The following is a 23471-nucleotide window of genomic DNA, read 5'->3' as shown; positions in this document are numbered from 1 at the left end:
TGTATCAACATATCATCGGCAACAGGCGCGCATCCTTATATCCGCCTCAAAGGCCGCGCAACGGATTTTGTTCCACAGGCGCAAGGCCTGAAACCGACCTTGCTGCGTCCTGTTGTTAACTATTCCGGCCACTGCCCGGAAAATGAAGCGATTTCAACGCCGACGCCGTGTGCCTGAGCGTAAACATCAGGCTTCGACGTCTTCACCCTCAGGGCGCTTACACCGCGGAATGCAGCGATCCTGTCAAAGATCGCATGGGCAAGAGTCTCCTGCAAGTTGTAGCGGCGGCTAGTGGCAAGCTCTTCCACCTCGGTACGCAGGAAGTCGTAGTTCCACGCTCGGACAGGGTCGTCGCCTTCTGGGACCGCGACCTCTTCGAGCCAGATCTCGACGCTGATCAACAGGCGCTGCGGAGTGCCGACCTCGAAATCGTGGAAGCCGATGTCGGTCTGCACCTCCAGCGATTCGAGCAGGATGCGGGCCGAACGAACCTTCAGATGTTGCGGAATCAGGCCGATCAGTTTCGTCTCACTCATGCGTCACCCAAGAATTGTACGTCCCGTTCGAGGGCCATGAAGCGCTGGCCCGAATCGATGACCAGGACTTGGCCCGTCACGCAGCGCGAACCGACGAAGTAGCGAATCGCCCCGACGACATCTTCGGCCGCCACCCCGCGGCGAAGGGGGTTGCTCATATGCATGACCTCGAAATTCTCCTCACTCTGCCCACTCGAGCGGAGCATCAGGCCGGGCGCAATTCCGTTCACGCGGATCCCCTTCGAAGCAAACGCCCGCGCTGCCAGGTCCGTGAAGGCGCCGAGCGCCGCCTTTGACAAGGTATAGCTGAGGTAATCGGGATTGGGCGCAGCCAGCTTCGAATCAAGCAGATTGACGACAAGACCATCCTCACCGCTGGCGTGAGCACGCGCAAAGCGCTGCGTCAGCAGAACGGGTGCCCGCACGTTGACGCCCATATGCTGCGCGAACTCGTCCGCACTCAAATCGTCGGCGGTGTCCAGCGCGAAGCGAGCCGCGTTGTTGATCAGCAGGTTGACGGGCGGCAGGCCAACAGCAGCTTCAAAGATCAGATCCGCGCAGTCGATATCGGTCAAATCCGCAACGACTTTGATGGCGCCCTCGGGCACCGTGTCGGCGACGTGATGGGCGTGCGCAACGACGTTCCAGCCGTCCGCAAGCAGCGATCGAGCGATCTCGGCGCCGATGCGCTTGCCTGCGCCGGTCACGATGGCGGTGCGTTCAGCGGTCATGTCGAAGGACGAAGTGACGAAGCAATCCTGTCGGCGCAAGCTGGATTGCGTCGCTCCGCTCGTGGTGACTAGTGAGGCCCCATGCCCGAAAGCCAGCCTCCTATCGACCTCCAGGGAATCAGCCTGGCCGATCTGCAGAAGCTCATCGATGAGCGCCGGCTGCCTCCCGTGGAGCAATGGAACCCGGAACGCTGCGGCCATTCAGGAATGCGCATCGCGCGGGATGGGACCTGGTACCACGAGGGCGCGCCCATCAACCGGCCTGCTATGGTTCGGCTTTTCTCCACGGTGCTGCGGCGCGAACCGGACGGCCGGCACGTCCTCGTCACCCCGGTCGAGAAGCTCGACATCGATGTCGAAGCGACCGCCTTTCGGGCGGTGGAAATGCACTGCGAGGGTGAAGGCGCTCAGCGAACGATAGCATTCAAGCTCGACAGCGGAGATGCTGTCGTCCTCGGCCCGCAGCATCCGCTGCGCGTGTCAGAGGGGGAGCACGGCCTCTCACCCCGGTTGCTCGTCCGCCACGGCTTGGAAGCGGAGCTCACCCGGCCGGTTTATTACGAGCTGGCCGAGCTTGCCCTCTCCGAGCAAGGCGACATTCCCGGCGTTTGGAGCGATGGCGCCTTTTTCCCGCTGGAGCCTCAGTGAGCCTGGCGGACAGACTGCGAAACGCGCTGTCCTCGCCGGCCGCTCAGCCGCCTCTCGTGGGCGACTTGCCGGAGTTGCGCGGGCAAGCAGACATTCCCGCTGCGGTGCTGATTGCAATCACCGATCGGCCGGAGCCGGGAGTCATTCTCACCGTTCGCCGCGACAACATGCGTACTCATGCGGGGCAGGTAGCCTTCCCTGGCGGAAGGATGGATCCTGGCGAGGACGCTACGCAGGCTGCCTTGCGAGAAGCGCATGAGGAACTCCTGCTAGATCCGGCAGAAGTCGAGTTCATCGCTACTGTCGAGCCCTATCGTACCGTGACTAAATATATAGTCACGCCGGTGATCGGCGTCTTACCACCCGATCTTCCGCTAACGCCCCATGAACATGAAGTCGCGGACTGGTTCGAGGCGCCCCTCGCCTTCCTTCTCGACCCCGCAAACCAGCAGTGTCGAAGCGCCCTGTTCCAAGGGCAAGCGCGCCACTATTACGAGATCCTCTGGAACGAACGCAGGATTTGGGGGGCGACTGCGGCAATGATCGTCAATCTTTCGCGCAGGCTGCAATGGAGCTGAGGCTCGACGCCGCAAAGTGGCGGAAGCAGCGTGGCATGAAGCGATTGCTGGACGCGCTCGGCGCCGACGAGGGGCTGACGCGCTACGTCGGGGGCGCAGTGCGCGACGCGCTGCTCGACCTTCCGATTAGCGACATCGACCTCGCGACGCGGATCGAACCGCATGAGGTCGTGCGAAGGCTCGAGGCGGCAAAGATCAAGGCCGTTCCTACGGGCATCGATCATGGGACAATCACGGCAGTCAGCGACGGTCATCCTTTCGAGATCACGACGCTTCGCCGCGATGTCTCTACCGATGGCCGCCGGGCAACGGTGGCTTTCACCGACGACTGGAAGGAAGACGCGGCGCGCCGGGACTTCACGATCAACGCGCTCTCGGCGGATCCGAACACGGGTGAGATCTTCGACTATTTCGGCGGCCTCGACGACATCCAGCATCGGCACATCCGGTTCATTGGTAATCCCCTCCAGCGGATTGCCGAAGATCACCTCCGAATCCTTCGCTTCTTCCGCTTCCATGCTCGCTTCGGCTCGGGGAAGCTGGACGCAGCGGCGCTCGATGCCTGCACCGAGCGCGCCAACGACCTGATGGCGCTTTCGCGAGAGAGGATTGCCGACGAACTCCTGAAACTGCTCGCTGTGGCCGATCCCGCCCCAACCGTGGGCATCATGCTGCAAAGGGGCATTCTGAAGCCGGTTCTGCCAGAGATCGAGCCTGAACAACTGTGCGACTTGGAATCCCTCATCGCTGCGGAGCGTGATGCCCAGATTGCCCCAGATCCGTTACGGCGGCTCGCTTCACTACTGCCGCCTGATGCATCGGTTGCTCAAGATATCGCCGTCCGCCTGCGGCTCTCCAACAAGGCGCGCAAGCGCCTCGCCTGTGTCGCCGAAAGGAGCGGCGATCCTTCGCCTCGGGCGCTGGCGTACCGCGTAGGAACGGAGTGCGCGGTTGATCGCCTGCTGCTTGCCGGCAAGGCGGATGACGCTCGCGAGATAGCAGCCTGGAAGACACCGCGCTTACCCGTCACTGGCGGCACCTTGATTTCGCGCGGCCTTATCGAAGGACCCGTCGTGGCGCGGACGCTTCGCCGGATCGAAGAGCAGTGGGTGCTCGCAGGCTTTCCGTCGGGAGACGAACTCGAGCAGATCGTATCAGAAGCGCTAACAACCGCTTCCTAAGGAAGCGCTGCGGCCATCTGAGGGATTGCTTCCAGCAGCGCCACAGCCGGAACCGGCTGGCGCGCCGGAGCCGAAGCAATGTCGGAATAGCGGGCGAAGAGCTGGGCGAAATGTTCGTCCATCGTCCGCACTTGACTGGCGCGGGCAGCAGCGGCGCGCTGGAATTCGGGACCACGGTCCATAAACCGACCGATCGCGCGTTCCAGCGAACGCTCGTGGGCGGATCGATACACGGCGCCGGCGCCGCGAACGAGCTGGTCCACCGCGGCCCCTCGGTCGGGGACGATCAAGGGAATGCCGCTTGCGCGAGCTTCAGCGGCGACCATGCAGAACGTCTCTGCCTCGCAGCCGTGCACCAGTGCATCTGCACTCGCGAGCAAGCGAGCCAATTCGCCGCGGTTGGTTACCGGATCCATGACTGCCACCGACGGCAAACGCTCGGCGAGCAGCTCAAGCTTCTGGCGTTTCCGACCATCGCCGATCAGCAGCAGCCCTACTTCGCGACGTTTGCTGCAGTCTGCGACAGCACGCATCACCATGTCCCAGCGCTTTTCAGCCGAGAAGCGCCCGACGCCCACCAGAAGGGTCGCTGACGAATCGAGCCCCAGCGCCGCCAACGCCGCAGTGCGAACTTCCTGGGAGCGCAGGCGCGGTGAGAACACGCCCTGCTCCACCCCCATCGGAAGAGTCTCGCTGTTCGCGACCCCGCCCGACTTCAGTCTGTTCGACAATTGCGAGTTCGAACAGACGACCAAGTCGTACATTTCGCCAAGGCCGCGCAGGTGGCGCCAGAACATGCCGAACCACTGGTCGATCGTCTTCCTCGACGCAAATCCTCCAAGCCACCGGTAGGCGTAGGCCGCCAGAGGATCGCTGTGCATGATCAGCGAGCGCGTTGCCGCTCCCTGCCAGCGGCCGACCATGGTCGCGCTGGACCAGGGCGAGGAGGCTTCCACATGATCCGGGGCCCACTCGTCCAGCTCGGCGTGCAAAGCGCGCTCGTCGTTGAAGTAGCGATAGCGCCGATCGACGGGCAACTTCGGCGAGGGCAGCGTCACGAGCACAGCTCCAGGCCCCCGTTGGATCGTCTCGTATCGCTCTCCCGGAGCAATGACGATGATCTCGTGGCCGAAGCGCCCGGCGGCGCGAAGCTTGGCATTCACATAAGTCCGAACACCCCCACCGCTGGGAGCGTAAAAGGCACAAACGTCGACAATCCGCATGCCAAGCAGAAACCGGCAGGGCGCATGAAGCTCAAGTGAAGCTTTGTTAATGGGACTTGGGCCAGCTCGCGCGCTAGGCGGGGCCAATGAGCGAGCCCCTAAATCGGCTGCTTCTTGCCTCCATCCACGACGTGTCGCCGCGCTTCGAAAGTGAGGTCGATGCGCTGATGGATTTGCTGCGTGCGCACGTGGGTGAGCGCGTGGCAATGCTCGTCGTGCCAAATCACTGGGGCGACGCCCCGATCGTGCCGGGTTCACCCTTCGCGACACGCCTGCGCGGGTGGTCAGATGCCGGGGTCGAGATCTTCCTCCACGGCTTTTACCATCGTGACGAGAGCAGCCACGCTCGCTCCTCGGACAGGCTGCGCGCCAGGTTCATGACGGCAGCCGAAGGTGAGTTTCTGGGGCTCTCCCGATCACAGGCAGCTGAGCGAATTCAGTCGGGCCGCAAGTTGCTCGAATGTGTGACCGGCCGGCCCGTTGCTGGCTTCGTCGCGCCGGCTTGGCTCTACGGTAAGGGCGCGCTCGAGGCGCTGGCCAATGAGCGCATGCCGCTTGCCGAAGACCATATGCGCGTTTGGTCTCCAGCAACTGGTTCCAAGCTTGCGAGCGGACCGGTAATTACCTGGGCAAGCCGAACGAAACTGCGCCTAGCCTCGTCCCTCGCGGCCTCAGCCGCCCTTCGCAGATCGCCGATCAGGGCATTGAGGATCGGCGTTCATCCACCGGACGTTCGCCACCCCGGGCTAGTGAGAAGCATCGAGGCGACCATGCGCACCGCCTCGCAAAGGCGGCGGCCCGCACGTTATTCCGATCTTCTTCCGGCGAGCGACTAGAATTTCATTTGGAAGGTGATTGCCGGCTTGCGCGAGCGGACCGGCTTGTCGCCTGGCCTGAAGTCACTGCCACGCCGTTTGTACATGTTCGCAAGACCGAGCCCCACGCTAGCATTGGCTCCGAAGTCGCGGTGAACGATCATGCTTGGAGCCAGCCGCGAGGAGCTAGAATATGCAGCATCTGGCGCAAGCCTGAGATCGAGGGTGCGAGTCTTTACGAGGGCTGCGGTCTCGACGGCGCCAAGGCCCTTCATTTGCGCTTGAGCGCCAGATGATCCGAGCAGCCCCAGACCGGCTGCCCACACGAGCCATCGCCCCATGGCCTCGTACTCCCCTGTTCCGGGAGCTTAACATCATTCCGGAACTAACGTTCCGAGTCTATTGGGGCTGCCCCTGAAGGGGACAGAAGTCAGCGGCGGCGCGACTTCCAGAAGTCTAGCGCGGCGTCGGCTTCGAGAGGCTTAGCGAAATAGAAGCCTTGACCAGATGAACAGCCAAGCGTTGCTAGCGTCGTCGCCAGTTCGACGGTCTCGATACCTTCGGCGGTCGTCGACATGCCGAGCGCTTCGGCGAGGCTGAGCACGGCACGGACGATCGCAACGCTGTCCGGATCGACCATCATTCCCGAAACGAAGCTGCGGTCAATTTTGAGCACGTCGATCGGCAGACGCTGCAGATAGGCAAGGCTGGAATAGCCCGTACCGAAATCGTCCATGGCTACGGTCGCATCGAGTGCCTTCAAGGCGTCGAAGACGCGCGTCGCGCGAACAGGATCCTGGACGATGGAGCTCTCGGTAAGCTCGAGCGTGATGCGGTCGCCGCTCAGGCCACTCGATTTGAGGGCGCTTTCGACGACCTCGGCGATATTGTCGCGAGCGACTTGAATGGCGGACAAATTGACACCGACGTACAAGGGCAACTTCTCGCCGGCCTTTTCGTCCCAACCCGCCAGCGTTTGAGCGGCGCGATCCATCGCCCATCGGCCGAGCTGCAAAATGAGCCCGCTTTCCTCGGCGACCGGAATGAACTCCGTCGGACTGATCTCGCCGCGATCCTCATGATCCCAGCGCGCCAACGCCTCAAAGCCCGAGACTTCGCCGGTCTTCAAGTTGATCAGCGGCTGATAGAACAACTTAAGCTGATCGCGATCGAGGGCACGGCGAAGCTCTGTCTCGATCGAAAAGCGACGGCGAGCCTCAGTGGCCTGCTTCGGCTCATAAACTTGCGGCTTTCCGGCCAGCTTCGCCTGCTTCACGGCGAACTGGGCGTTGCGGAACAGTTCTTCCGGATCCTGACCCGCATGCATCAGCGCAACGCCGATGGCACACTCGACCCGAATCTCGAGATCGGAAATCTTGAACGGCGCGGCCATCACTTTGGTGATCCGCTCCGCCGCCTTCAGCGCGTCTTCGATCCCGCGCCGCAGCGAGACGAGAATGCCGAACTCGTTCCCGCCTGTTCTCGCGAGGATGTCACCGGCCCGCAGGGCCAGGATCAGCCTGCGGGCGAATGTAATCAGCAGCTCGTCCCCCGCGAGACCGCCCATCGATTCATTGATGCGCGAGAAACGAAGCATGTCGACGACCAGCACGGCGTGATCGACGTTGCGCGCAGGGTTCTCGCCAGCCTTCTCGATTGCCTCCGAGAAAGCGAGGCGGTTGGGGAGGCCGGTTAGGCTGTCGCGCAGCATCTCCGCGCGCAGCGTACGCTCTGCCTGCACCTCGACCGTGCGATCGACGACGCTCAGCAGGCAGCGCGGCGTATCGCGATCGACCTTCGGAAGCGGCGCAAGCTTCACTCTGAAGTAATGCGACGAGACGCCCTCTCCGTCCTTGAAGTCGAGCTCGCCGTCGATCTGGGATCCGTCGAAGAAGCCGCGGATCAGCTCAGCGATGGGGCCGGACTTGAGGCAGTCCGCGTCATTCCAGTCGAGGGCCACGCAGCTCGATTGATCAACCGTTGAAGAAAAACGGCTGTTGTGAGCTGCGACCTTTAATTCGCCTTTGGTCGTTTGCTCGATGATTGCCGCCGCAATCGGCAGGGCGTCAAGCAAGCCGCTGTCGTCCGCAGACCCAATCTGCGGGGCACCCCTCATCTTTTCCGACCGCCGATGCACGTGCGCATTCGGCAGGCGGCTCGCCGCAGCCTGCATGAGACCGGCTTTGCAGGAGAGGTGTTAATTCTCCGTTGCCGCACGCGTTAAATCCGTTGCTTCAGAGGACTAAGTGAAGCGGTTACTCCGAGGGAAGCCGATCGGCGGCATCCTTCCAGCGGCGCCTCGTGCGGCTCGCCAGGGTCCCAAATCGCTTTCGGTGCGTACGCGGCCACTCTCCCCCCCGAGCGCCCAACTAAGCCCATCTTCCAGACGGAAAGCAATAACGTCCGCCAATCCACCGTCGCGATAGCGCTGCAAGGTTACTCCCTGACCTCGCGCCAGCTCAGGAAGTTCGGCCAGCGGGAAGACGAGCATCTTCCGGTTCTCACCGATGACGGCCACTGCATCCGCAGCTTCGGCGATAGGCCTGATGACTGCCACCTTGGCTCCGGCTCGCAGGTTAACGAGTTGCTTCCCTTTGCGGGTCTCGGCGAGCGTTGCGTCACCGCTGGTCACGAAACCCTTGCCGTCCGTCGAGGCGATCAGGAGCTTGAGGTCCGGGCGGACGACGAGGAGCTGAATGATCTCGACCTCGGCTTCGAGATCAATGAACAGCCGCACCGGCTCGCCGAAACCACGCGCTCCCGGCAGCTTGTCGCCCGCCAGCGTGTAGACGCGGCCGTTCGAAGCGAAGAGAGCAATGCGGTCCGTCGTCTGCGCGTGGAAGTGGATGAACGGACCGTCGCCCTCGCGCCACTTCATCTCCGCGACTTCTTCCAGCGCCACATGGCCCTTCATCGCCCGGATCCAGCCGCGCTGCGACAGGATGACCGAGATCGGCTCCTTCTCAATCATCGCCGACCAGTCGATTTCCGCGCGAGCAACCGCTGCTTCCGGCCTTACGTCCGTTCGGCGTTCATCTCCGAACTTCGCCTTCATCGCGGCAAGGTCCTTGAGCAGCCGTCTTTTCTGCCGCCCCGGCTCATTGACTAGTTTGTCGAGTTCCTCCCGCTCTTTGGCGAGAGCTGCGCGCTCCTTGTTCAGCTCCATTTCCTCGAGCTTGCGCAAGCTGCGCAGGCGCATGTTCAGGATCGCCTCGGCCTGACGGTCGGTTAGACCGAACTCGGCGATCATCACAGTCTTAGGCTCGTCCTCGTTCCGTATGATCTCGATAACCCGGTCGAGGTTGAGGAAGGCGATCACGAAGCCGTCGACCAGCTCCAGCCGCTCGTCGATTTTGCTAATCCGGTGACTGGAGCGGTTCACCAAAACAACAATCTGGAAATCGAGCCAGGCCGCCAGCGCCTCCTTCAGGCTCATCACTCCAGGCGTGCGTGTCTTGTCGAGGACGTTCAGGTTCAGTGCAAAACGAGTTTCAAGATCGGTCAGCTTGAACAGGCTTTCTTCGAGAAGCGCGGCATCGACAGTGCGTGACCTCGGTTCCAGCACGATCCGCAAATCGTCGGCGCTCTCGTCCCGAACATCCGCCAGGATCGGCAATTTCTTGATGGCGATCAGTTCGGCGATTTCTTCGATCAGTTTGCCCTTCTGCACGCCATAGGGAATTTCGGTAACAAGCAGGTGCCAGCCGCCCCCTTTCTCGATCACCTTCTCGATCTTCGCTCTGACTCGGAAGCTACCGCGCCCGCTAATATAAGCTTTAGTGATCGTCTCCTCGTCGTCGATCAGCACGCCGCCGGTTGGAAAGTCCGGACCCCTCACAATCCGGATGAGCTCTCGATCATCTGTCCTCTTGTCGCTGAGAAGTTTCATCGCCGCCTCAGCGAGCTCGCCGACATTATGCGGCGGGATTGAGGTCGCCATGCCGACAGCGATTCCGCTCGCGCCGTTGGCGAGCAGGTTCGGGAATAGACCTGGAAAGACCTCCGGCTCTTCCTCTTCCCCATTGTAAGTGGGCCGGAAATCGACGGTACCTTCGTCAAGGCCCGCCATCAGCTGCATGGCAACGGCGGTCAGTCGCGCTTCCGTGTAGCGGTAGGCTGCGGCGTTATCGCCGTCGATGTTGCCGAAATTGCCCTGACCGTCGACCAAGGGATATCGGAGCGCAAAATCCTGAGCGAGGCGGACCATCGCGTCGTAGACCGATTGGTCGCCGTGCGGGTGATATTTGCCGATGACGTCGCCGACGACGCGCGCGCTTTTCTTGTAGGCGCCGGCCGGGTCCAGGCGGAGCAGCCGCATCGCCCATAGCAGGCGACGGTGAACGGGCTTCAAGCCATCCCGGACGTCCGGGAGCGATCGCGCCGTAATCGTCGACAGCGCGTAGACGAGGTAGCGTTCGGAAAGGGCGGCGTCGAAGGGAGTTTCGATGACGGACGAGATGTCGGAATCAGGCATGACCGATGCCTAGCAAGCCGATCGTCGGCCTGCCAACGGTGACTTATTCCGCCGCCTCTGCTGCTGGTTGCGGCCAGCCGCCCGCAGCGTCCTGAACCGAGCGCTGCATCTCGGCCAGCAGCCATTCCTTGAAGCGCTTGATCTTGGGCGTCAGCCGGCGATCGGACGGATAGATCAGCCAATAAGCCCAGCCACGCACGGAGATCCGGTCGGGGAATGGAACCGCGAGCCGTTTCGCGGCCACATCGCCTTTCCAGAGCAATGGGGTAAGCAAGGCAAAGCCCTGTCCGGCCATCGCAGCATGGCCCTCATTGGCCTGGTTTTCGAGGCGAATGCCGGGGCGCTTAACGATGGACTCGTCGGCCGGCACGCCGTTGTCTGCGAACCACTGCTGCCACCAGTCATCCGCTGGATTGATGAGGTTCTGCCCCGGCATGTCGTTGGGCTCCATCTTGCGTCCCAGCTTCCGCTCGACAGCCGCAATGCAGTCGGGGCTGGCCATGGGCGTGAAGGCGGAATCGAACAGCCGGTGATGCTCCATCCCTTCCCATCCGCCGGCACCCGCTCGGATCGCGACGTCCGCATCCCCTGCGCGCAAATCGCAGAGCTCGTTGCTCGTCGTCATGCGGACCGCGAGGTCGGTATGCTCCATCTGGAAGCCGCCAAGCCGCCAGGCGAGCCATGTATTGGCGAACGTGTGGGTCGTCGTCACCGTGAGGAGCGACTCATCTTCTTCCCGGTGTGAGGCGAAGGCCGCCTCGATGGAATCGAAGGCGCTCGACAATGAGGGCAACAGGCGCTGGCCTAATGGCGTCAGCCTGGCCCGACCCTTTTCCCGAATGAAGAGCGGTGAGCCGAGCCGCTCTTCAAGGCTCTTCACCTGATAGGAGACTGCGGCCTGGGTCATGCCCAGCTCAGCAGCGGCGGCGGTGAAATTCTCCGTGCGCGCAGCCGCCTCGAAAGCGCGGATCGCAGCCAGTGGTGGAAGCCGCCTCATAAGCTCACCTCATAAGGCCAGTTTATTACATCTGTCGAGTGTTTGATTGGCGAAACGACGGCTGGAATCATACATACGATTCAGCCGTCGGCGAAGGAAATCCCCTCCCCTCACAGCCCCCTCGCCGGCGGCTCACGAAAAGGGAAGGACGAACTGCCATGACTTATGGCCTCAGCACTCGTGCGTTCATCGAAAACGGCCCTGAAGTGCAGGTCGCCCAGGCGAGCTCACTGCGCTCGACGGCAAGGTCATGGCGCGCCCTCGATGAAGCCCACCGCCTTGAACTGATCGAGCTGGCCCTCCGGCCCGCGAACGATCGGCACGACGAATTCCCGCTGGCGCTCTGATGCCGACGGAAAAGGGAAGGAAAGGAATGGTTACCATGGTGGATGAGATTTTCGACCGCCAGTACCAGGCGGGACGCGAGCAGCTTCATGCGTCGATCATCAACGCAATCGGACGGCTAGGACATGCCATCGGCGATGCCTTCGAGGTCCTCGTAAAGATCGAATATGACGCGCCCTGGAACAAGAAGACCAAGCGCGCCCGCGTCAACTGATTGATAAGGCAACAGGATAGGAGGAGCGTGGAAGCTTGCACCGCGCTCCTCCTTACTTTTTTGGATTCGCTAAAGGTTTCGATTGCTGTTATGCCCCGGTAACACACTTGCTTGTGTAGAAGGGGGGTCCAAATGCGTAGTGTTTTGAGCCTGACTTTGATCGCCTCGACATTCCTCGCGGCACAGCCTTCCACCGCTGCGGACATCAACTCCGTTCCACTGATCGAACGCGCGAAGCTTTTCGGGAACCCCGTCAAGGCGAACGGCCAGATATCGCCTGACGGCAAATGGCTGAGCTGGACGGCGCCGCGTGACGGAGTCCTGAACGTCTGGATCGCGCCGGTCGGCAATCCCGATGCCGCCAAGCCAATGACCAACGAACGCGAGCGGCCGGTGCGCTCCTATTTCTGGTCGCCGGATTCCACGCAGATCCTGTTCATCCAGGACAAGGGCGGCGATGAGAATTTCCTGCTTTACGGCGTCAATGTCGCAACGGGTAAGCAGACGACGCTGACGCCGTTCACGAAGACGCGCGCCATTCTCGTTGGCAGCTCGAGCAAGCACAAGGAGCGCATCCTCGTCGGCCTCAACAACCGAAATCCGAAGTGGCACGACGTTTACAGCCTCAATCTCGGCACCGGTAAGCTCACGCTGATCCAGCGAAACGACGGCTATGCGGGCTTCATTGCCGACGACGACTTGAAGCTGCGCATCGCCAGCAAATCGCGCGACGACGGTGGCACGGATTATTACCGGATCACCAATGGTGTGATTGAGAAGAAGCCGTTCGGCAGCGTCGGCTTGGAAGATTCGCTGACGACAAGCCCGGCCGGGTTCACGGCCGACAATAAGACGCTCTATTGGATCGACAGCCGCGGCCGGAACACGGCGGCGCTAATTGCTCAGGATGTCGCAAGCGGGAAGACCACCGTACTGGCTGAAAGCCCGAAGGCCGATATCAGCAACGTCCTCCAGAACCCCAAGACCCTTCGCGCTGAAGCCTATCAGGCCCAATATCTGAAGCCGGAGTGGAGCGCTCTCGATCCGTCCATCGGCCAGTCGCTGGACTGGCTCAAGGCGAAGCTCGGAGCCTCGCCGGTAGTGCAGTCTCGCACCGACGCTGACGACAAATGGATCGTCAGTGCGGATCCCGTGATCGAGCCGGCCTCAGTCTACCTGTTCGATCGCAAGGCAGGGTCGTTGACCAAGCTTTACACCGGGCGGCCGGAGCTGGTCGGCGCGCCGCTGGTCCCGATGTGGCCGGTCGAGATCAAGTCACGCGACGGTCTCACCTTGCCGAGCTACCTGACGCTTCCCGCAACCGCTGATCCCAATGGAGACGGCAAGGCAGATGCGCCAGTTCCGCTCGTACTCTTCGTTCATGGCGGACCTTGGGGCCGGGACGATTACGGCTATGACCCGTACGCTCAATGGCTCGCAAACCGCGGCTACGCGGTCCTGCAGGTCAACTTCCGGGCGTCCACTGGGTTCGGTAAGGACTTCATCACCGCCGGCAACTTGCAGTGGGGCCGCAAGATGCACGACGATCTTGTCGACAGCGTGGATTGGGCGGTGAAGAACGGCGTCACGACAAAGGACAAGGTGGCCATCATGGGTGGGAGCTATGGCGGCTATGCCACGCTCGCCGGTCTCACGGTCACGCCGGACGAGTTCGCGTGCGGCGTCGACATCGTCGGCCCTTCAAACCTTTTTACCCTGCTGCAGACGATCCCGCCCTACTGGGAGGCGATCAAACGTCAGTTTTACCAGCGGATGGGCGATCCCACGACCGAGCAGGGCCGCGCAGTTCTCCAGGCGGCCTCGCCGCTGACCTACGTCGACCGGATCAAGAAGCCTCTGCTTATCGGCCAGGGCGCCAACGACCCGCGCGTCAACAAGCGCGAGTCTGATCAGATCGTCGCCGCGATGAAGGCCAAGAACATCCCGGTGACGTACGTTCTATTCCCGGACGAAGGACACGGCTTCGCACGGCCGGCGAACAACGTCGCCTTCAACGCGGTTGCGGAAAATTTCCTGCAGACCTGTCTTGGCGGGCGCGCCGAGCCGATCGGCGAAGGCCTCAAGGGCTCGTCGATTCAGGTCCTAAATGGATCGGATTACGTAAGCGGCCTCAAGCAAAGCCTGGCCGCAAAGTAAGGCGAGGCTCCAATTGCGGAGGGGCGGCGGCTCGCTTATAGCCGCCGCTCTTTTCCGATTTCCTTGGAGTGATGCGAACCGTGGCTCGCCGCCGCCAGATTTACGAGGGTAAGGCCAAGATCCTTTACGAGGGTCCGGAGCCGGGCACGCTCATCCAATATTTCAAGGACGACGCGACCGCGTTCAACGCGCAGAAGCGCGGCACGATCAGCGGCAAGGGCGTCATCAACAACCGCATCTCCGAGCATATCTTCACATCGCTTGCGGCGATCGGTGTCCCCACCCACTTCATCCGCCGCCTCAACATGCGCGAGCAGCTGATCCGCCAGGTCGAGATCATCCCGATCGAGGTGGTGATCCGGAACGTTGCAGCAGGTTCGCTGTCGAAGCGGCTCGGGATCGAAGAAGGCACGCAGCTGCCGCGGACGATCATCGAATATTATTACAAGGACGACGCGCTCGGCGACCCGATGATCGCGGACGAGCACATCGCCTGCTTCGGCTGGGCGACGCAGGACGAGATGAACGACATCGCCGATATGGCGATTCGCGTGAACGACTTCCTTTCGGGCATGTTCGCGGCCATCGGCATTCGCCTGATCGACTTCAAGCTCGAGTTCGGACGGGTCTGGGACGGCGATTATTCGCGTGTCATCCTGGCCGATGAGATCAGCCCCGACGGCTGCCGCCTATGGGACATCAAGACTAACCAGAAGCTGGACAAGGACCGCTTCCGCCAGGACCTCGGCGGCGTCGAGGAGGCCTATCAGGAAGTCGCCCGTCGGCTCGGGCTACTTCAGCCTGAAGACGATTCCGCGGTCCTCGATTTCGACACGCACCGGAAGAAGCGCGGCAAGTAGGTCCGGCTCACTCGATCACTTCGAAATGCACCACCTCCGGCTCTAGCTCGAGCAGGAAGTCAGGATCGAAGTCATAATATTTGGCCTTGGTCAGCTCGTCACCCGCGAAGCGCCGGATCGCGTCCAGGTCATCCCACAGCGTGAACATCTCGATGTGGACTACGTCGCCTTCCGCACGATGCAGGCACCAGGCGCCGCGATTGCCCTCGGTCGACCGATAGTCGGCGAGGCCGACCTCCTCGGATAGCTTGAGATATTCCGCGGCCTTGGCTGCGGGAACTCGGCCGTGCCAGCGTCGTGCGATCATTCGAACGTCCTCTTGCTTGACGTCCCCTCAGCCAGCACATGCGATAGCAATGAAGCGCGCCCGTGTCGTCACGTTGAATGCAGCGCTCGGGCCGCTCGATTACCGGGTGCCCGAGGGCATGGCCGTGGAACCAGGCTCCGTCGTGGTCGCGCCGCTCGGCCCGCGGCAATTGCTCGGTGTGGCTTGGGATGCCGACCGGCTCGAGAGCAACGAGGTGCCGGATTCGAGGCTTCGGCCCCTGGCCGGCATGCTCGATGTGCGGCCAATTGCACCCCCTCTCCGCCGGCTCTGCGAATGGACCGCCGATTATTATTTGTCCCCGTTGGCGTCCGTGCTGCGAATGGTCCTGCCGTCTTCGGCAGCGCTGGAGGGCCCTCGCCAGCTGACGGAATATCGGCCGACCGGTTTCGTCCCCGATCGCATGACGCCGCAGCGCGCCAAGGCGCTTGCCGAGATCGAGGGGCGCCAGGGCACAATCCGCGAGTTGGCCGACCGCGCCGGCGTTAGCGACGGCGTGATGCGCGGACTGATGAATGCCGGCGCGCTCGAACCGGTCGCGGTCGATGCCGATCGCCCGCTCGACTGCCCCGATGCGGACCATGCGCCGCCCGAGCTGAATGACGATCAGCGTGAGGCGGCTGCCAGCCTGGCAGCCTCGGTAGGCAAGGGCTTCGATCCAATCCTGCTCGACGGCGTCACGGGCTCGGGCAAGACCGAAGTCTATTTCGAGGCGATCGCCGAATGCCTTCGTCAGGGGAAGCAGGCGCTTGTCCTGCTGCCCGAGATCGCGCTCACGGAGCCGTTCCTCAAACGCTTCGAGGCTAGGTTCGGATGCGCCCCGGTCGCCTGGCACTCCGACCTCCGCTCCTCGCAACGCCGCCGCGCGTGGCGGGGCATCGCAAGCGGAGAGGCCAAGGTCACGGTCGGCGCACGGTCAGCGCTTTTCCTCCCCTACCCCAACCTCGGCCTGATCGTCGTCGACGAGGCGCACGAGCCATCATTCAAGCAGGAAGATGGCGTCCAGTACCACGCTCGCGACACGGCAGTGATGCGCGGCTTGTTCGAGCAAATCCCGGTGATCCTCTCGTCGGCGACACCGGCCATCGAGAGCCGCCACATGGTCGAGGTCGGCCGCTACCGCGAAGTCAGCCTGCCGGAGCGCTTCGCCGGCGCTTCGATGCCGGCGATCCAGTCGATTGACCTCACGCAGGACCCGCCGCCTCGCGGCCGCTGGCTTGCGCCGCAGCTGGTGCAGGAGCTTGAGGCCAATCTGGAACGGGGCGAGCAGTCGCTGCTGTTCCTCAACCGGCGCGGCTTCGCGCCGCTCACCTTATGCCGTCACTGCGGCCATCGCTTCCAATGCCCGAACTGCACCGCCTGGATGGTAGAACACCGGTTGATGCACCGCCTCGCCTGCCATCATTGCGGGCACGTGATGCCTCCGCCGAAGGAATGTCCGGAATGCGGGACTGAGGACAGCCTTGTCGCCTGCGGACCGGGCGTGGAGCGCATTGCCGACGAAGTCGCGGAGCTATTTCCGGAAGCGCGAACCGCGATCGTCACCTCCGACACGATCTGGTCCCCCCAGCGCGCTGCTGAGTTCGTAGGCGCGATGGAGCGCGGTGAGATCGACATTGTCGTCGGCACTCAGCTGGTGACCAAGGGCTACCACTTCCCAAACCTCACGCTCGTAGGTGTCGTCGATGCGGACCTGGGTCTCGCTGGCGGAGACCTCCGCGCGGCCGAGCGCAGCTTCCAGCAGATCCAGCAGGTCGCCGGCCGAGCCGGGCGCGGCGACAAGCCTGGCCGCGTCTTCGTCCAGACCCACGATCCCGAAGCTCCGGTGATCTCCGCGCTAGTCGCCGGTGATGCGCCGGGCTTCTACGCCGCCGAGACCGAAGCGAGGCGCGAGGCGGCAATGCCGCCCTTTGGCCGCCTCGCGGCAATCATCGTATCCGCAGAGGACGCATCCGAAGCTGACAACGTCGCGAGACGCATCGGCAACGTGGCCCCGCAAGTGGAAGGCATGGCGGTCTTCGGCCCCGCCCCCGCTCCACTGGCAATGCTAAGGGGCCGACACCGTCAACGGCTTCTGGTGCATGCGAGCCGAAGCCTCGACGTGCAGGACGTCATTCGGGACTGGCTCGCCGATATCGAATGGAACTCAAAAATCCGCGTCAGTGTGGACGTGGATCCTTATAGCTTCTTGTAGTCTAGGCCGCCGCTAGCCGCCGTCGCCGGACCCACCACGGCTGAACCAGCTGACCAGCTTTGATGGCTAACCATAGCAGCCAGAGTCCGAACACCGTTGCGATCACGATCGTGATCAGCGACGCTTCCAATCCGAACCCAGCGCCCGTGAGCAGCGGATCACCCTCAAGCCTTCCCTTTACGATGCCGTGCACCGTCGTGCCGGAAACGGGGATGTTGTAGATCTCGCCTTGAGTGAAGTTCCATGCGGCGTGGATGCCCATCGGCAGCCACAAGCTACGGGTCAGCATGTAAGCCGCCCCGAGCATCACGCCGGCTTCGAACGCGATTCCGATTGCTGCGATCGGGCTGGCGTTTGGATTGGCGAGGTGCGAGGCGCCGAAGAATGCGGACGTGAGAAGCAACGCGGCCCAACTGCCACCGAATTCCTCGAGCCAGCGGAACAGAATCCCGCGGAACACCAGCTCTTCGGAGATAGCCGGGAAAATCGCCGACGCGATGAGCGCCGGGAGGAAACCCGACAGATCACCGAGGCCATCTACCCGATAAACCCCGAGCAAAGCGGCAACTGCTACCGCAGCGGAGAACACCAGAAATCCCGCGGCGAGCCCCAGCCCGAGACGGCGTGCCCACTGTGGGTCCCGGAAGTCGTCACGGGGATTTTCGCCGAGGTGCCGAATGAGAAGTTCATAGGCGAGAATGACAATCGGGATAGCGAGGAGGTCGAACTTCATTCCCTGCGTGAAGCCGGGAATATCCGGAACAACGAACTTCCCGAGCAGAAGAGCAAGGGCGAAGCAGGCGATCGTGATCGCTAGCGCGATGACCATCGCGACGAGGGGGAAGTCGACGATGCGCCGCCACAAGGGTTTCCGCGCTTCCGGCGTTGGCACCACTTGATCCATCATTCCCCTCCACCCGTTTGCTGCTGTTGAGCCGAACCGGAGAGCCTCGGCAAGGACCTATTCGACGAGCAGGACCAGCGGATGTGGACCCCCTTTCCTACGATGAACTTCAGCGCGTGGCGCCGGCACATACCGGTTGGTGCGTCCCGGCTATCGAGCTGCCGGTGCGCCATATCCATGGAGGAAGCCCATGCGCCTACGCATTGATAGGGCGCGTCTGCGGACGGCGATCTTCGCCGGCGTGGCCGCGATTGCACTTCCCTGTTCGACACAAGCTCTCAGTCAAATCGCTCAGCAGATTAACTTGGTGACGGACAGCAATACATTCCTGACGAGCCAAGGCTTCACAGCCGCGAACACTGAGGACCCCAACCTCATCAATCCGTGGGGCATGAGCTTCGGTGCGACGAGCCCCTTCTGGATCTCGAACCAGGGGAGCAACACTTCCACGTTGTACACGGGGAATGGGACGCCGGCGCCAGTTGGAAGCCCGTTGATCGTGACAATCCCGTCGCCAAGTGGGCCGCCTAGCGGACCTACGGGCCAGGCTTTCACCGGCGGTGGCGGCTTCGCGATGTCCGGCGGCGGCAACGCGATCTTTGTCTTCGCGAACCTGGACGGCAGCATCTCCGCATGGAACGGCGGTACGACAGCGGCCGCGCAAGTCGACGTGGATGGAGCCGTCTATACGGGCATCGCAACAGGTAGCACTGGCGGCGCAAATTACCTTTATGCAGCCAACAACGCCCAAGGCCGGGTGGACGCGTTCGACCAGACCTTCACGGCGCATTCTTTCGGTGCCGGAGCGTTTACGGACCCGAACCTTCCTTCGGGGCTCAGCCCGTTCAATGTCACCAATATCGGCGGCAATCTCTTCGTGACTTACGCAGCCGGGGGCCCCGACGCAGATGAGCAAGAGCTCGGCACGGGCGTCGTCGATGTGTTCAGCCCGGAGGGAGTCCTCCTTCAGCGCTTTGCCACCGGCAGCCTTTCCGGCGGCGACATCGACAGCTTGGTGTCGCCCTGGGGCGTTGCTCAGGGCACTTTCGGTCCACTCAGCAACGCGATCCTGATCGGCAATTTCTCCGATGAGGATGGCTTCATCAACGCCTTCGACGCCAGCGGGAATTTCCTGGGCACGCTGACGTTGGGCGGCGATCTGTTCAATATGCCCTACCTCTGGGCCTTGGGCTTCAGGACAGGCGGCGCCAACACGAACCCGACGTCGCTCTATTTCACCGCTGGGATCGGCGATGAGGAGCACGGCCTGTTCGGTGAGCTTAGGCCGGTTCCCGAGCCTTCCACCTGGGCCATGATGCTGGTCGGGTTCGGTGCGATGGGCCTGGCGTTGCGCCGTCGGCCAACGCCCGCGCTCGCTCAGGCCGCTTAGTCGGCCAACGGCAGTTCCGGAGACGCGGAGGCATGGCCCTCCGCGTCGAGGAGCTTGCGCTTGCGGTCGAGACCTCCGGCATAGCCGCCTAACGTTCCGTCGCTGCGGATCACCCGGTGGCAGGGAATGAGAACCGCTACGTGGTTGTCGCCGTTCGCGGTGCCGACTGCTCGGACGGCACCGGGCTGACCAATTGCCGCTGCGATCTGAGCGTAGCTGCGGGTTTCGCCAGCAGGGATCTTCCGAAGCTCACGCCAGACCGCTTCCTGGAAAGCCGTGCCGGCCACGTCGATCGGCAACTCACGAGCCAAAAGCGGCTGCTCGATCGCCTCGAGCGCGCCTTCGATCAGGTCCTTGAGGCCGCCCGCGTCCTCCACAATCGTCGCCTTCGGGAAGCGTCTCCGAAGCGATTCCTCGCTGTCGTCGAAGGTCAGGCGGCAAATGCCCTTGCTCGTCGCAGCGATCAGCATCTGCCCAAGGGGGCTGTCGAAGTGCGTCCAGCGGATCGTCTCGCCGCGGCCGCCGTCGCGCCATGCCGATGGGGTCATGCCAAGCCGTTCCTTCGCATCGCTGTAGAAGCCACTTGGGCCCGAATAACCCGCGTCGTAGACAGCGTCAGTCACCCGCTCTGTCTGCTTGAGCGCGTCCTCCGCTCGCCTGTTACGCAGACCGCGTGCGTATTCCGCAGGTGAGACGCCAAGGTCTCGCTTGAAGATGCGCTGGAAGTGGTGCGGTGCATAGCCGACGGCTTCCGAGACTTCAGCAAGGCTCGGCGCTTCCTCGGCCTGTTCGATCAGCTTCACCGCCGCAGCTACCGCCTCCCGGTCGCGGCCCACCTCGTCCGGCTTGCACCTCAGGCAAGCACGAAAGCCGGCCGCCCGAGCCTCTTCAGCCGTGGCATAGAAGTCGACATGCTCGCGCTTCGGGCGCCGCGCTGGGCAGCTCGGCTTGCAGTATATGCCAGTGGTCTTCACCGCGCCCACGACGCGCCCGTCCCACGCCCGGTCGCGGCGCATGAAGGCCGCCCAAGCGGTGTCCGCATCGAGGCGCGACACGTTCGACATATCGTCCGATCTAAGCTCCTCGATCGTCTGTGCAAGCGCGCCCATGGTCAGTTCCTCTCGATCTTCGCGGAGAAGCACCCACGCGTCGCATTGTGAGCGTGAATGGTCTGAATCTCGGGATTGGCGAACAGCTTGCGGATTCCGGCCTCGGCCTCACCCGGCTGGGTAAGGATCGCATCGGCCATCATCCCGTCGGCATCGAAGCCACGAAGCGAGAGAACCCGCGTCTGAAAGACGGGCGGCACTTCATCGACATATTCCGCCGCCTCTTGCTGATTTTCGGTGACGAAGATCGCGTGGCTCGCAAGATAAGGCCCCGCGACATCGTGGCTAACGTGATTGAGCAGCAGCACGCTTTCGCCCACTGCCCGATCGGTAAGGCTGACGCGGCACGGATATCCGCCCCCGTTCACGGTCATCCGGACGATGCCCTGCTCCGCCAATTCCTCGTCGCTCTTTCCGAACAGCGGCCGGTAAGGCGTCGGATCAAGACCTCGAACCACATAAGACATGCGAATTGCTCCTTCCGTGGTTCGGTGTAGGAGGTCAGCGACGCTCACGCTTCCGAAGGCTTGCGTTCAAACCGGGTCAGCAATTTCCCGCAGCTAAATCAGGCTTAGTCGCCTTGCATCGCTGCCAAGCGCTTGCTAGGGGCCGCGCCAACTGGTGGGGGCGTGCGGGGCTAACCCGTTTTCACGCCCCGATTTTCGCATCAGGTAACATTCCGTTTCTGGAGCTATTCGCGCGTGGAGACATCCGGCGGCATTCGAGCCAGCTTAGCAGGGCGCTATGCGTCGGCCCTGTTCGATTTGGCACGCGACCAGCGGCAAATCGATGCGGTTGCCCGCAGCCTTGATGCCCTGAATCAGGCGCTGGCCGATTCGAAGGACTTCGCCGAGCTGGTTGAGAGCCCGCTCGTGTCGCGCGAGGAGTCCAGCAAAGCGTTTGGCGCCGTGGCGTCTCAGCTGAACCTGGACCCGGTCACGGCCAACTTCCTCGGCGTGCTGGCCAAGAACGGCCGCAAGAACCAGCTGCGCCCGGTGATCCGTGCATTCCGCCGCCTCGCTGCCGAACATCGCGGTGAAACCACGGCAGACATCGTGACCGCTCGCCCGCTCAACGACGACCAGCTCAGCGAGCTGAAGCAACAGCTTCGCGCTCGCGCCGGTCGTGACGTCACCGTCGACGCACAGGTCGACCCCAACATCCTCGGCGGAATTGTCGTGAAGCTGGGCAGCCAGCGCATCGACGCCTCGATCCGCACCAAACTCAACCGACTCGCTCAGGCGATGAAAGGCTAATTGAATGGATATCCGCGCCGCTGAAATCTCTCGCGTCATCCGCGACCAGATTGCGAACTTCGACGCCGAAGCCGAGGTCTCGGAAGTCGGCACCGTGCTGTCCGTCGGCGACGGCATCGCGCGCATCTACGGCCTCGACAATGTCCAGGCCGGCGAGATGGTCGAGTTCGACAACGGCACCAAGGGCATGGCCCTGAACCTGGAAGCCGACAACGTCGGCGTCGTGATCTTCGGCTCGGACGCGGAGATCGAGGAAGGTTCGAGCGTCAAGCGCACCGGCGCCATCGTGGACGTTCCGATCGGCAAGGGCCTGCTCGGCCGCGTCGTCGACGCCCTCGGCAACCCGATCGATGGCAAGGGCCCGATCGAGTACACCGAGCGCCGCCGCGTTGAAGTTAAGGCTCCTGGCATCATCCCGCGCAAGTCGGTGCACGAGCCGGTCCAGACCGGCCTCAAGGCGCTCGACGCGCTCGTTCCGATCGGCCGCGGCCAGCGCGAGCTGATCATCGGCGACCGTCAGACCGGCAAGACCGCCGTCGCGCTCGACGCCTTCATCAACCAGAAGGAAGTCAACAAGGGCAGCGACGAGAGCCAGAAGCTCTACTGCATCTACGTCGCCGTCGGTCAGAAGCGTTCGACCGTCGCGCAGATCGTTCGCGCGCTCGAAGAGAATGGCGCGATGGAATATTCGATCGTCGTCGCCGCGACCGCTTCGGAGCCCGCTCCGCTGCAGTATCTCGCGCCCTACACCGGCGTCGCGATGGGTGAGTATTTCCGCGACAACGGCATGCACGCCGTGATCGTGTACGACGACCTTTCGAAGCAGGCCGTCGCTTACCGCCAGATGTCGCTTCTGCTCCGCCGTCCGCCGGGCCGCGAGGCCTATCCGGGTGACGTTTTCTATCTTCACAGCCGCCTTCTCGAGCGCGCCGCGAAGATGAACGAGGACAATGGCTCGGGCTCGCTGACCGCGCTTCCGATCATCGAAACGCAGGCTGGCGACGTGTCGGCCTACATCCCGACCAACGTGATCTCGATCACTGACGGCCAGATCTTCCTCGAGACGGATCTGTTCTATCAGGGCATCCGTCCGGCGATTAACGTCGGTCTCTCGGTCAGCCGCGTCGGTTCGGCCGCGCAGACCAAGGCGATGAAGAAGGTCGCCGGCTCGATCAAGCTGGAGCTCGCTCAGTATCGCGAGATGGCCGCGTTCGCCCAGTTCGGCTCGGACCTCGACGCGTCGACGCAGAAGCTGCTCGCTCGCGGCGCTCGCCTGACCGAGCTGCTGAAGCAGCCGCAATATGCGCCTATGCCGGTCGAGGAGCAGGTCGCCTCGATCTTCTCGGGTACGCAGGGTTTCCTCGACGCCGTGGATGTGAAGGACGTGGTCCGCTACGAGGCTGCGCTGCTGAGCTTCCTCCGCTCGGAGAAGCCGGAAATCCTCGCCAAGATCCGCGACACCAAGACGCTCGACGACGACACGGCAGCGGCCCTCAAGGACGCGCTGACGACGTTCGGCAAGCAGTTCGCTTAA

23 protein-coding genes are annotated in these 23471 nt (G+C 62.8%); 12 read left to right on the top strand and 11 right to left on the bottom strand.

Features of this window, described 5'->3' with window-relative positions; all coding sequences use genetic code 11:
- Window positions 1-119: 119 nt before the first annotated feature.
- Both AC4GYV_RS03275 and AC4GYV_RS03270 read right to left on the bottom strand, forming a co-directional pair.
- Window positions 120-536 (bottom strand): dihydroneopterin aldolase, encoded by a 417-nt coding sequence (locus AC4GYV_RS03275; protein ID WP_491099228.1) that lies wholly within the window; start codon window positions 534-536, stop codon window positions 120-122.
- The gene (locus AC4GYV_RS03270) at window positions 533-1267 is read right to left on the bottom strand and encodes an SDR family NAD(P)-dependent oxidoreductase (protein WP_491099227.1); all 735 of its coding nucleotides are present in this window, start codon (window positions 1265-1267) and stop codon (window positions 533-535) included. Before AC4GYV_RS03270 ends, AC4GYV_RS03275 begins: the two co-directional genes overlap by 4 nt.
- Before the next feature lie 81 nt (window positions 1268-1348).
- On the opposite strand from AC4GYV_RS03270, the gene AC4GYV_RS03265 reads away from it, so the two are divergent.
- The 3 genes from AC4GYV_RS03265 to AC4GYV_RS03255 are packed head-to-tail and all read left to right on the top strand — an operon-like array spanning window position 1349 to window position 3674.
- Complete coding sequence (locus AC4GYV_RS03265; protein ID WP_491099226.1) at window positions 1349-1915, top strand: DUF1285 domain-containing protein; 567 nt, start codon at window positions 1349-1351, stop codon at window positions 1913-1915.
- A complete protein-coding gene (locus AC4GYV_RS03260) occupies window positions 1912-2493 on the top strand; it encodes a CoA pyrophosphatase (protein WP_491099225.1) in 582 nt (193 codons plus the stop codon). Before AC4GYV_RS03265 ends, AC4GYV_RS03260 begins: the two co-directional genes overlap by 4 nt.
- A complete protein-coding gene (locus tag AC4GYV_RS03255; RefSeq protein ID WP_491099224.1) occupies window positions 2484-3674 on the top strand; it encodes a CCA tRNA nucleotidyltransferase in 1191 nt (396 codons plus the stop codon). Before AC4GYV_RS03260 ends, AC4GYV_RS03255 begins: the two co-directional genes overlap by 10 nt.
- On the opposite strand, the gene AC4GYV_RS03250 is transcribed toward AC4GYV_RS03255, so the two are convergent.
- On the bottom strand, window positions 3671-4897 hold the full coding sequence (locus AC4GYV_RS03250; RefSeq protein WP_491099223.1) for a glycosyltransferase: 1227 nt from the start codon (window positions 4895-4897) through the stop codon (window positions 3671-3673). The genes AC4GYV_RS03255 and AC4GYV_RS03250 overlap by 4 nt on opposite strands.
- 86 nt (window positions 4898-4983) lie before the next feature.
- Here AC4GYV_RS03250 and AC4GYV_RS03245 point away from each other — a divergent pair, with 86 nt between their 5' ends.
- Entirely contained in the window at window positions 4984-5733 is a 750-nt protein-coding gene (locus AC4GYV_RS03245; protein ID WP_491099222.1) for a DUF2334 domain-containing protein, read from the top strand.
- Here AC4GYV_RS03245 and AC4GYV_RS03240 read toward each other — a convergent pair.
- The 4 genes from AC4GYV_RS03240 to AC4GYV_RS03225 all read right to left on the bottom strand — a co-directional run bounded on the left by AC4GYV_RS03240 (window position 5730) and on the right by AC4GYV_RS03225 (window position 11183).
- Window positions 5730-6053 (bottom strand): hypothetical protein, encoded by a 324-nt coding sequence (locus tag AC4GYV_RS03240; protein WP_491099221.1) that lies wholly within the window; start codon window positions 6051-6053, stop codon window positions 5730-5732. The two genes, AC4GYV_RS03245 and AC4GYV_RS03240, sit on opposite strands and share 4 nt — an antisense overlap.
- 89 nt (window positions 6054-6142) lie before the next feature.
- Window positions 6143-7828, bottom strand: coding sequence for a putative bifunctional diguanylate cyclase/phosphodiesterase (locus AC4GYV_RS03235; RefSeq protein ID WP_491099220.1), 1686 nt, complete (start codon window positions 7826-7828; stop codon window positions 6143-6145).
- A 126-nt stretch (window positions 7829-7954) separates the two neighbouring features.
- A complete protein-coding gene (gene parC, locus AC4GYV_RS03230) occupies window positions 7955-10186 on the bottom strand; it encodes a DNA topoisomerase IV subunit A (RefSeq protein ID WP_491099219.1) in 2232 nt (743 codons plus the stop codon).
- Between the two features lie 43 nt (window positions 10187-10229).
- The gene (locus tag AC4GYV_RS03225; RefSeq protein WP_491099218.1) at window positions 10230-11183 is read right to left on the bottom strand and encodes a LysR substrate-binding domain-containing protein; all 954 of its coding nucleotides are present in this window, start codon (window positions 11181-11183) and stop codon (window positions 10230-10232) included.
- Window positions 11184-11341: 158 nt separating this feature from the next.
- Here AC4GYV_RS03225 and AC4GYV_RS03220 point away from each other — a divergent pair, with 158 nt between their 5' ends.
- From AC4GYV_RS03220 to purC, 4 genes are all read left to right on the top strand, one after another.
- Entirely contained in the window at window positions 11342-11530 is a 189-nt protein-coding gene (locus AC4GYV_RS03220) for a hypothetical protein (protein WP_491099217.1), read from the top strand.
- Between the two features lie 35 nt (window positions 11531-11565).
- Window positions 11566-11742, top strand: coding sequence for a hypothetical protein (locus AC4GYV_RS03215; protein ID WP_491099216.1), 177 nt, complete (start codon window positions 11566-11568; stop codon window positions 11740-11742).
- 132 nt (window positions 11743-11874) lie between these two features.
- Window positions 11875-13899 (top strand): S9 family peptidase, encoded by a 2025-nt coding sequence (locus tag AC4GYV_RS03210; protein WP_491099215.1) that lies wholly within the window; start codon window positions 11875-11877, stop codon window positions 13897-13899.
- 80 nt (window positions 13900-13979) lie between these two features.
- Window positions 13980-14759, top strand: coding sequence for a phosphoribosylaminoimidazolesuccinocarboxamide synthase (gene purC / locus AC4GYV_RS03205; RefSeq protein ID WP_491100378.1), 780 nt, complete (start codon window positions 13980-13982; stop codon window positions 14757-14759).
- A gap of 7 nt (window positions 14760-14766) precedes the next feature.
- On the opposite strand, the gene AC4GYV_RS03200 is transcribed toward purC, so the two are convergent.
- Complete coding sequence (locus tag AC4GYV_RS03200; protein ID WP_491099214.1) at window positions 14767-15066, bottom strand: hypothetical protein; 300 nt, start codon at window positions 15064-15066, stop codon at window positions 14767-14769.
- A 49-nt stretch (window positions 15067-15115) separates the two neighbouring features.
- On the opposite strand from AC4GYV_RS03200, the gene AC4GYV_RS03195 reads away from it, so the two are divergent.
- Window positions 15116-17278: a primosomal protein N' gene (locus AC4GYV_RS03195; RefSeq protein WP_491099213.1), complete on the top strand. Its 2163-nt coding sequence runs from the start codon at window positions 15116-15118 to the stop codon at window positions 17276-17278.
- A 1-nt stretch (window position 17279) separates the two neighbouring features.
- On the opposite strand, the gene AC4GYV_RS03190 is transcribed toward AC4GYV_RS03195, so the two are convergent.
- On the bottom strand, window positions 17280-18182 hold the full coding sequence (locus AC4GYV_RS03190; protein ID WP_491099212.1) for a CPBP family intramembrane glutamic endopeptidase: 903 nt from the start codon (window positions 18180-18182) through the stop codon (window positions 17280-17282).
- 190 nt (window positions 18183-18372) lie between these two features.
- On the opposite strand from AC4GYV_RS03190, the gene AC4GYV_RS03185 reads away from it, so the two are divergent.
- The gene (locus AC4GYV_RS03185) at window positions 18373-19572 is read left to right on the top strand and encodes a TIGR03118 family protein (RefSeq protein ID WP_491099211.1); all 1200 of its coding nucleotides are present in this window, start codon (window positions 18373-18375) and stop codon (window positions 19570-19572) included.
- On the opposite strand, the gene AC4GYV_RS03180 is transcribed toward AC4GYV_RS03185, so the two are convergent.
- Window positions 19569-20636 (bottom strand): bifunctional transcriptional activator/DNA repair enzyme AdaA, encoded by a 1068-nt coding sequence (locus tag AC4GYV_RS03180; RefSeq protein ID WP_491100377.1) that lies wholly within the window; start codon window positions 20634-20636, stop codon window positions 19569-19571. The genes AC4GYV_RS03185 and AC4GYV_RS03180 overlap by 4 nt on opposite strands.
- A gap of 47 nt (window positions 20637-20683) precedes the next feature.
- Window positions 20684-21148, bottom strand: coding sequence for a DUF1203 domain-containing protein (locus tag AC4GYV_RS03175; protein ID WP_491099210.1), 465 nt, complete (start codon window positions 21146-21148; stop codon window positions 20684-20686).
- A 234-nt stretch (window positions 21149-21382) separates the two neighbouring features.
- Here AC4GYV_RS03175 and AC4GYV_RS03170 point away from each other — a divergent pair, with 234 nt between their 5' ends.
- Complete coding sequence (locus AC4GYV_RS03170) at window positions 21383-21937, top strand: F0F1 ATP synthase subunit delta (RefSeq protein WP_491099209.1); 555 nt, start codon at window positions 21383-21385, stop codon at window positions 21935-21937.
- Window positions 21938-21941: 4 nt separating this feature from the next.
- Window positions 21942-23471, top strand: a complete 1530-nt coding sequence (gene atpA, locus AC4GYV_RS03165) for a F0F1 ATP synthase subunit alpha (RefSeq protein ID WP_491099208.1) — start codon at window positions 21942-21944, stop codon at window positions 23469-23471.

The sequence above is a fragment of the Sphingomonas sp. SP4 genome (assembly GCF_058313375.1).
This window is presented reverse-complemented; position numbering and strand designations above follow the sequence as displayed.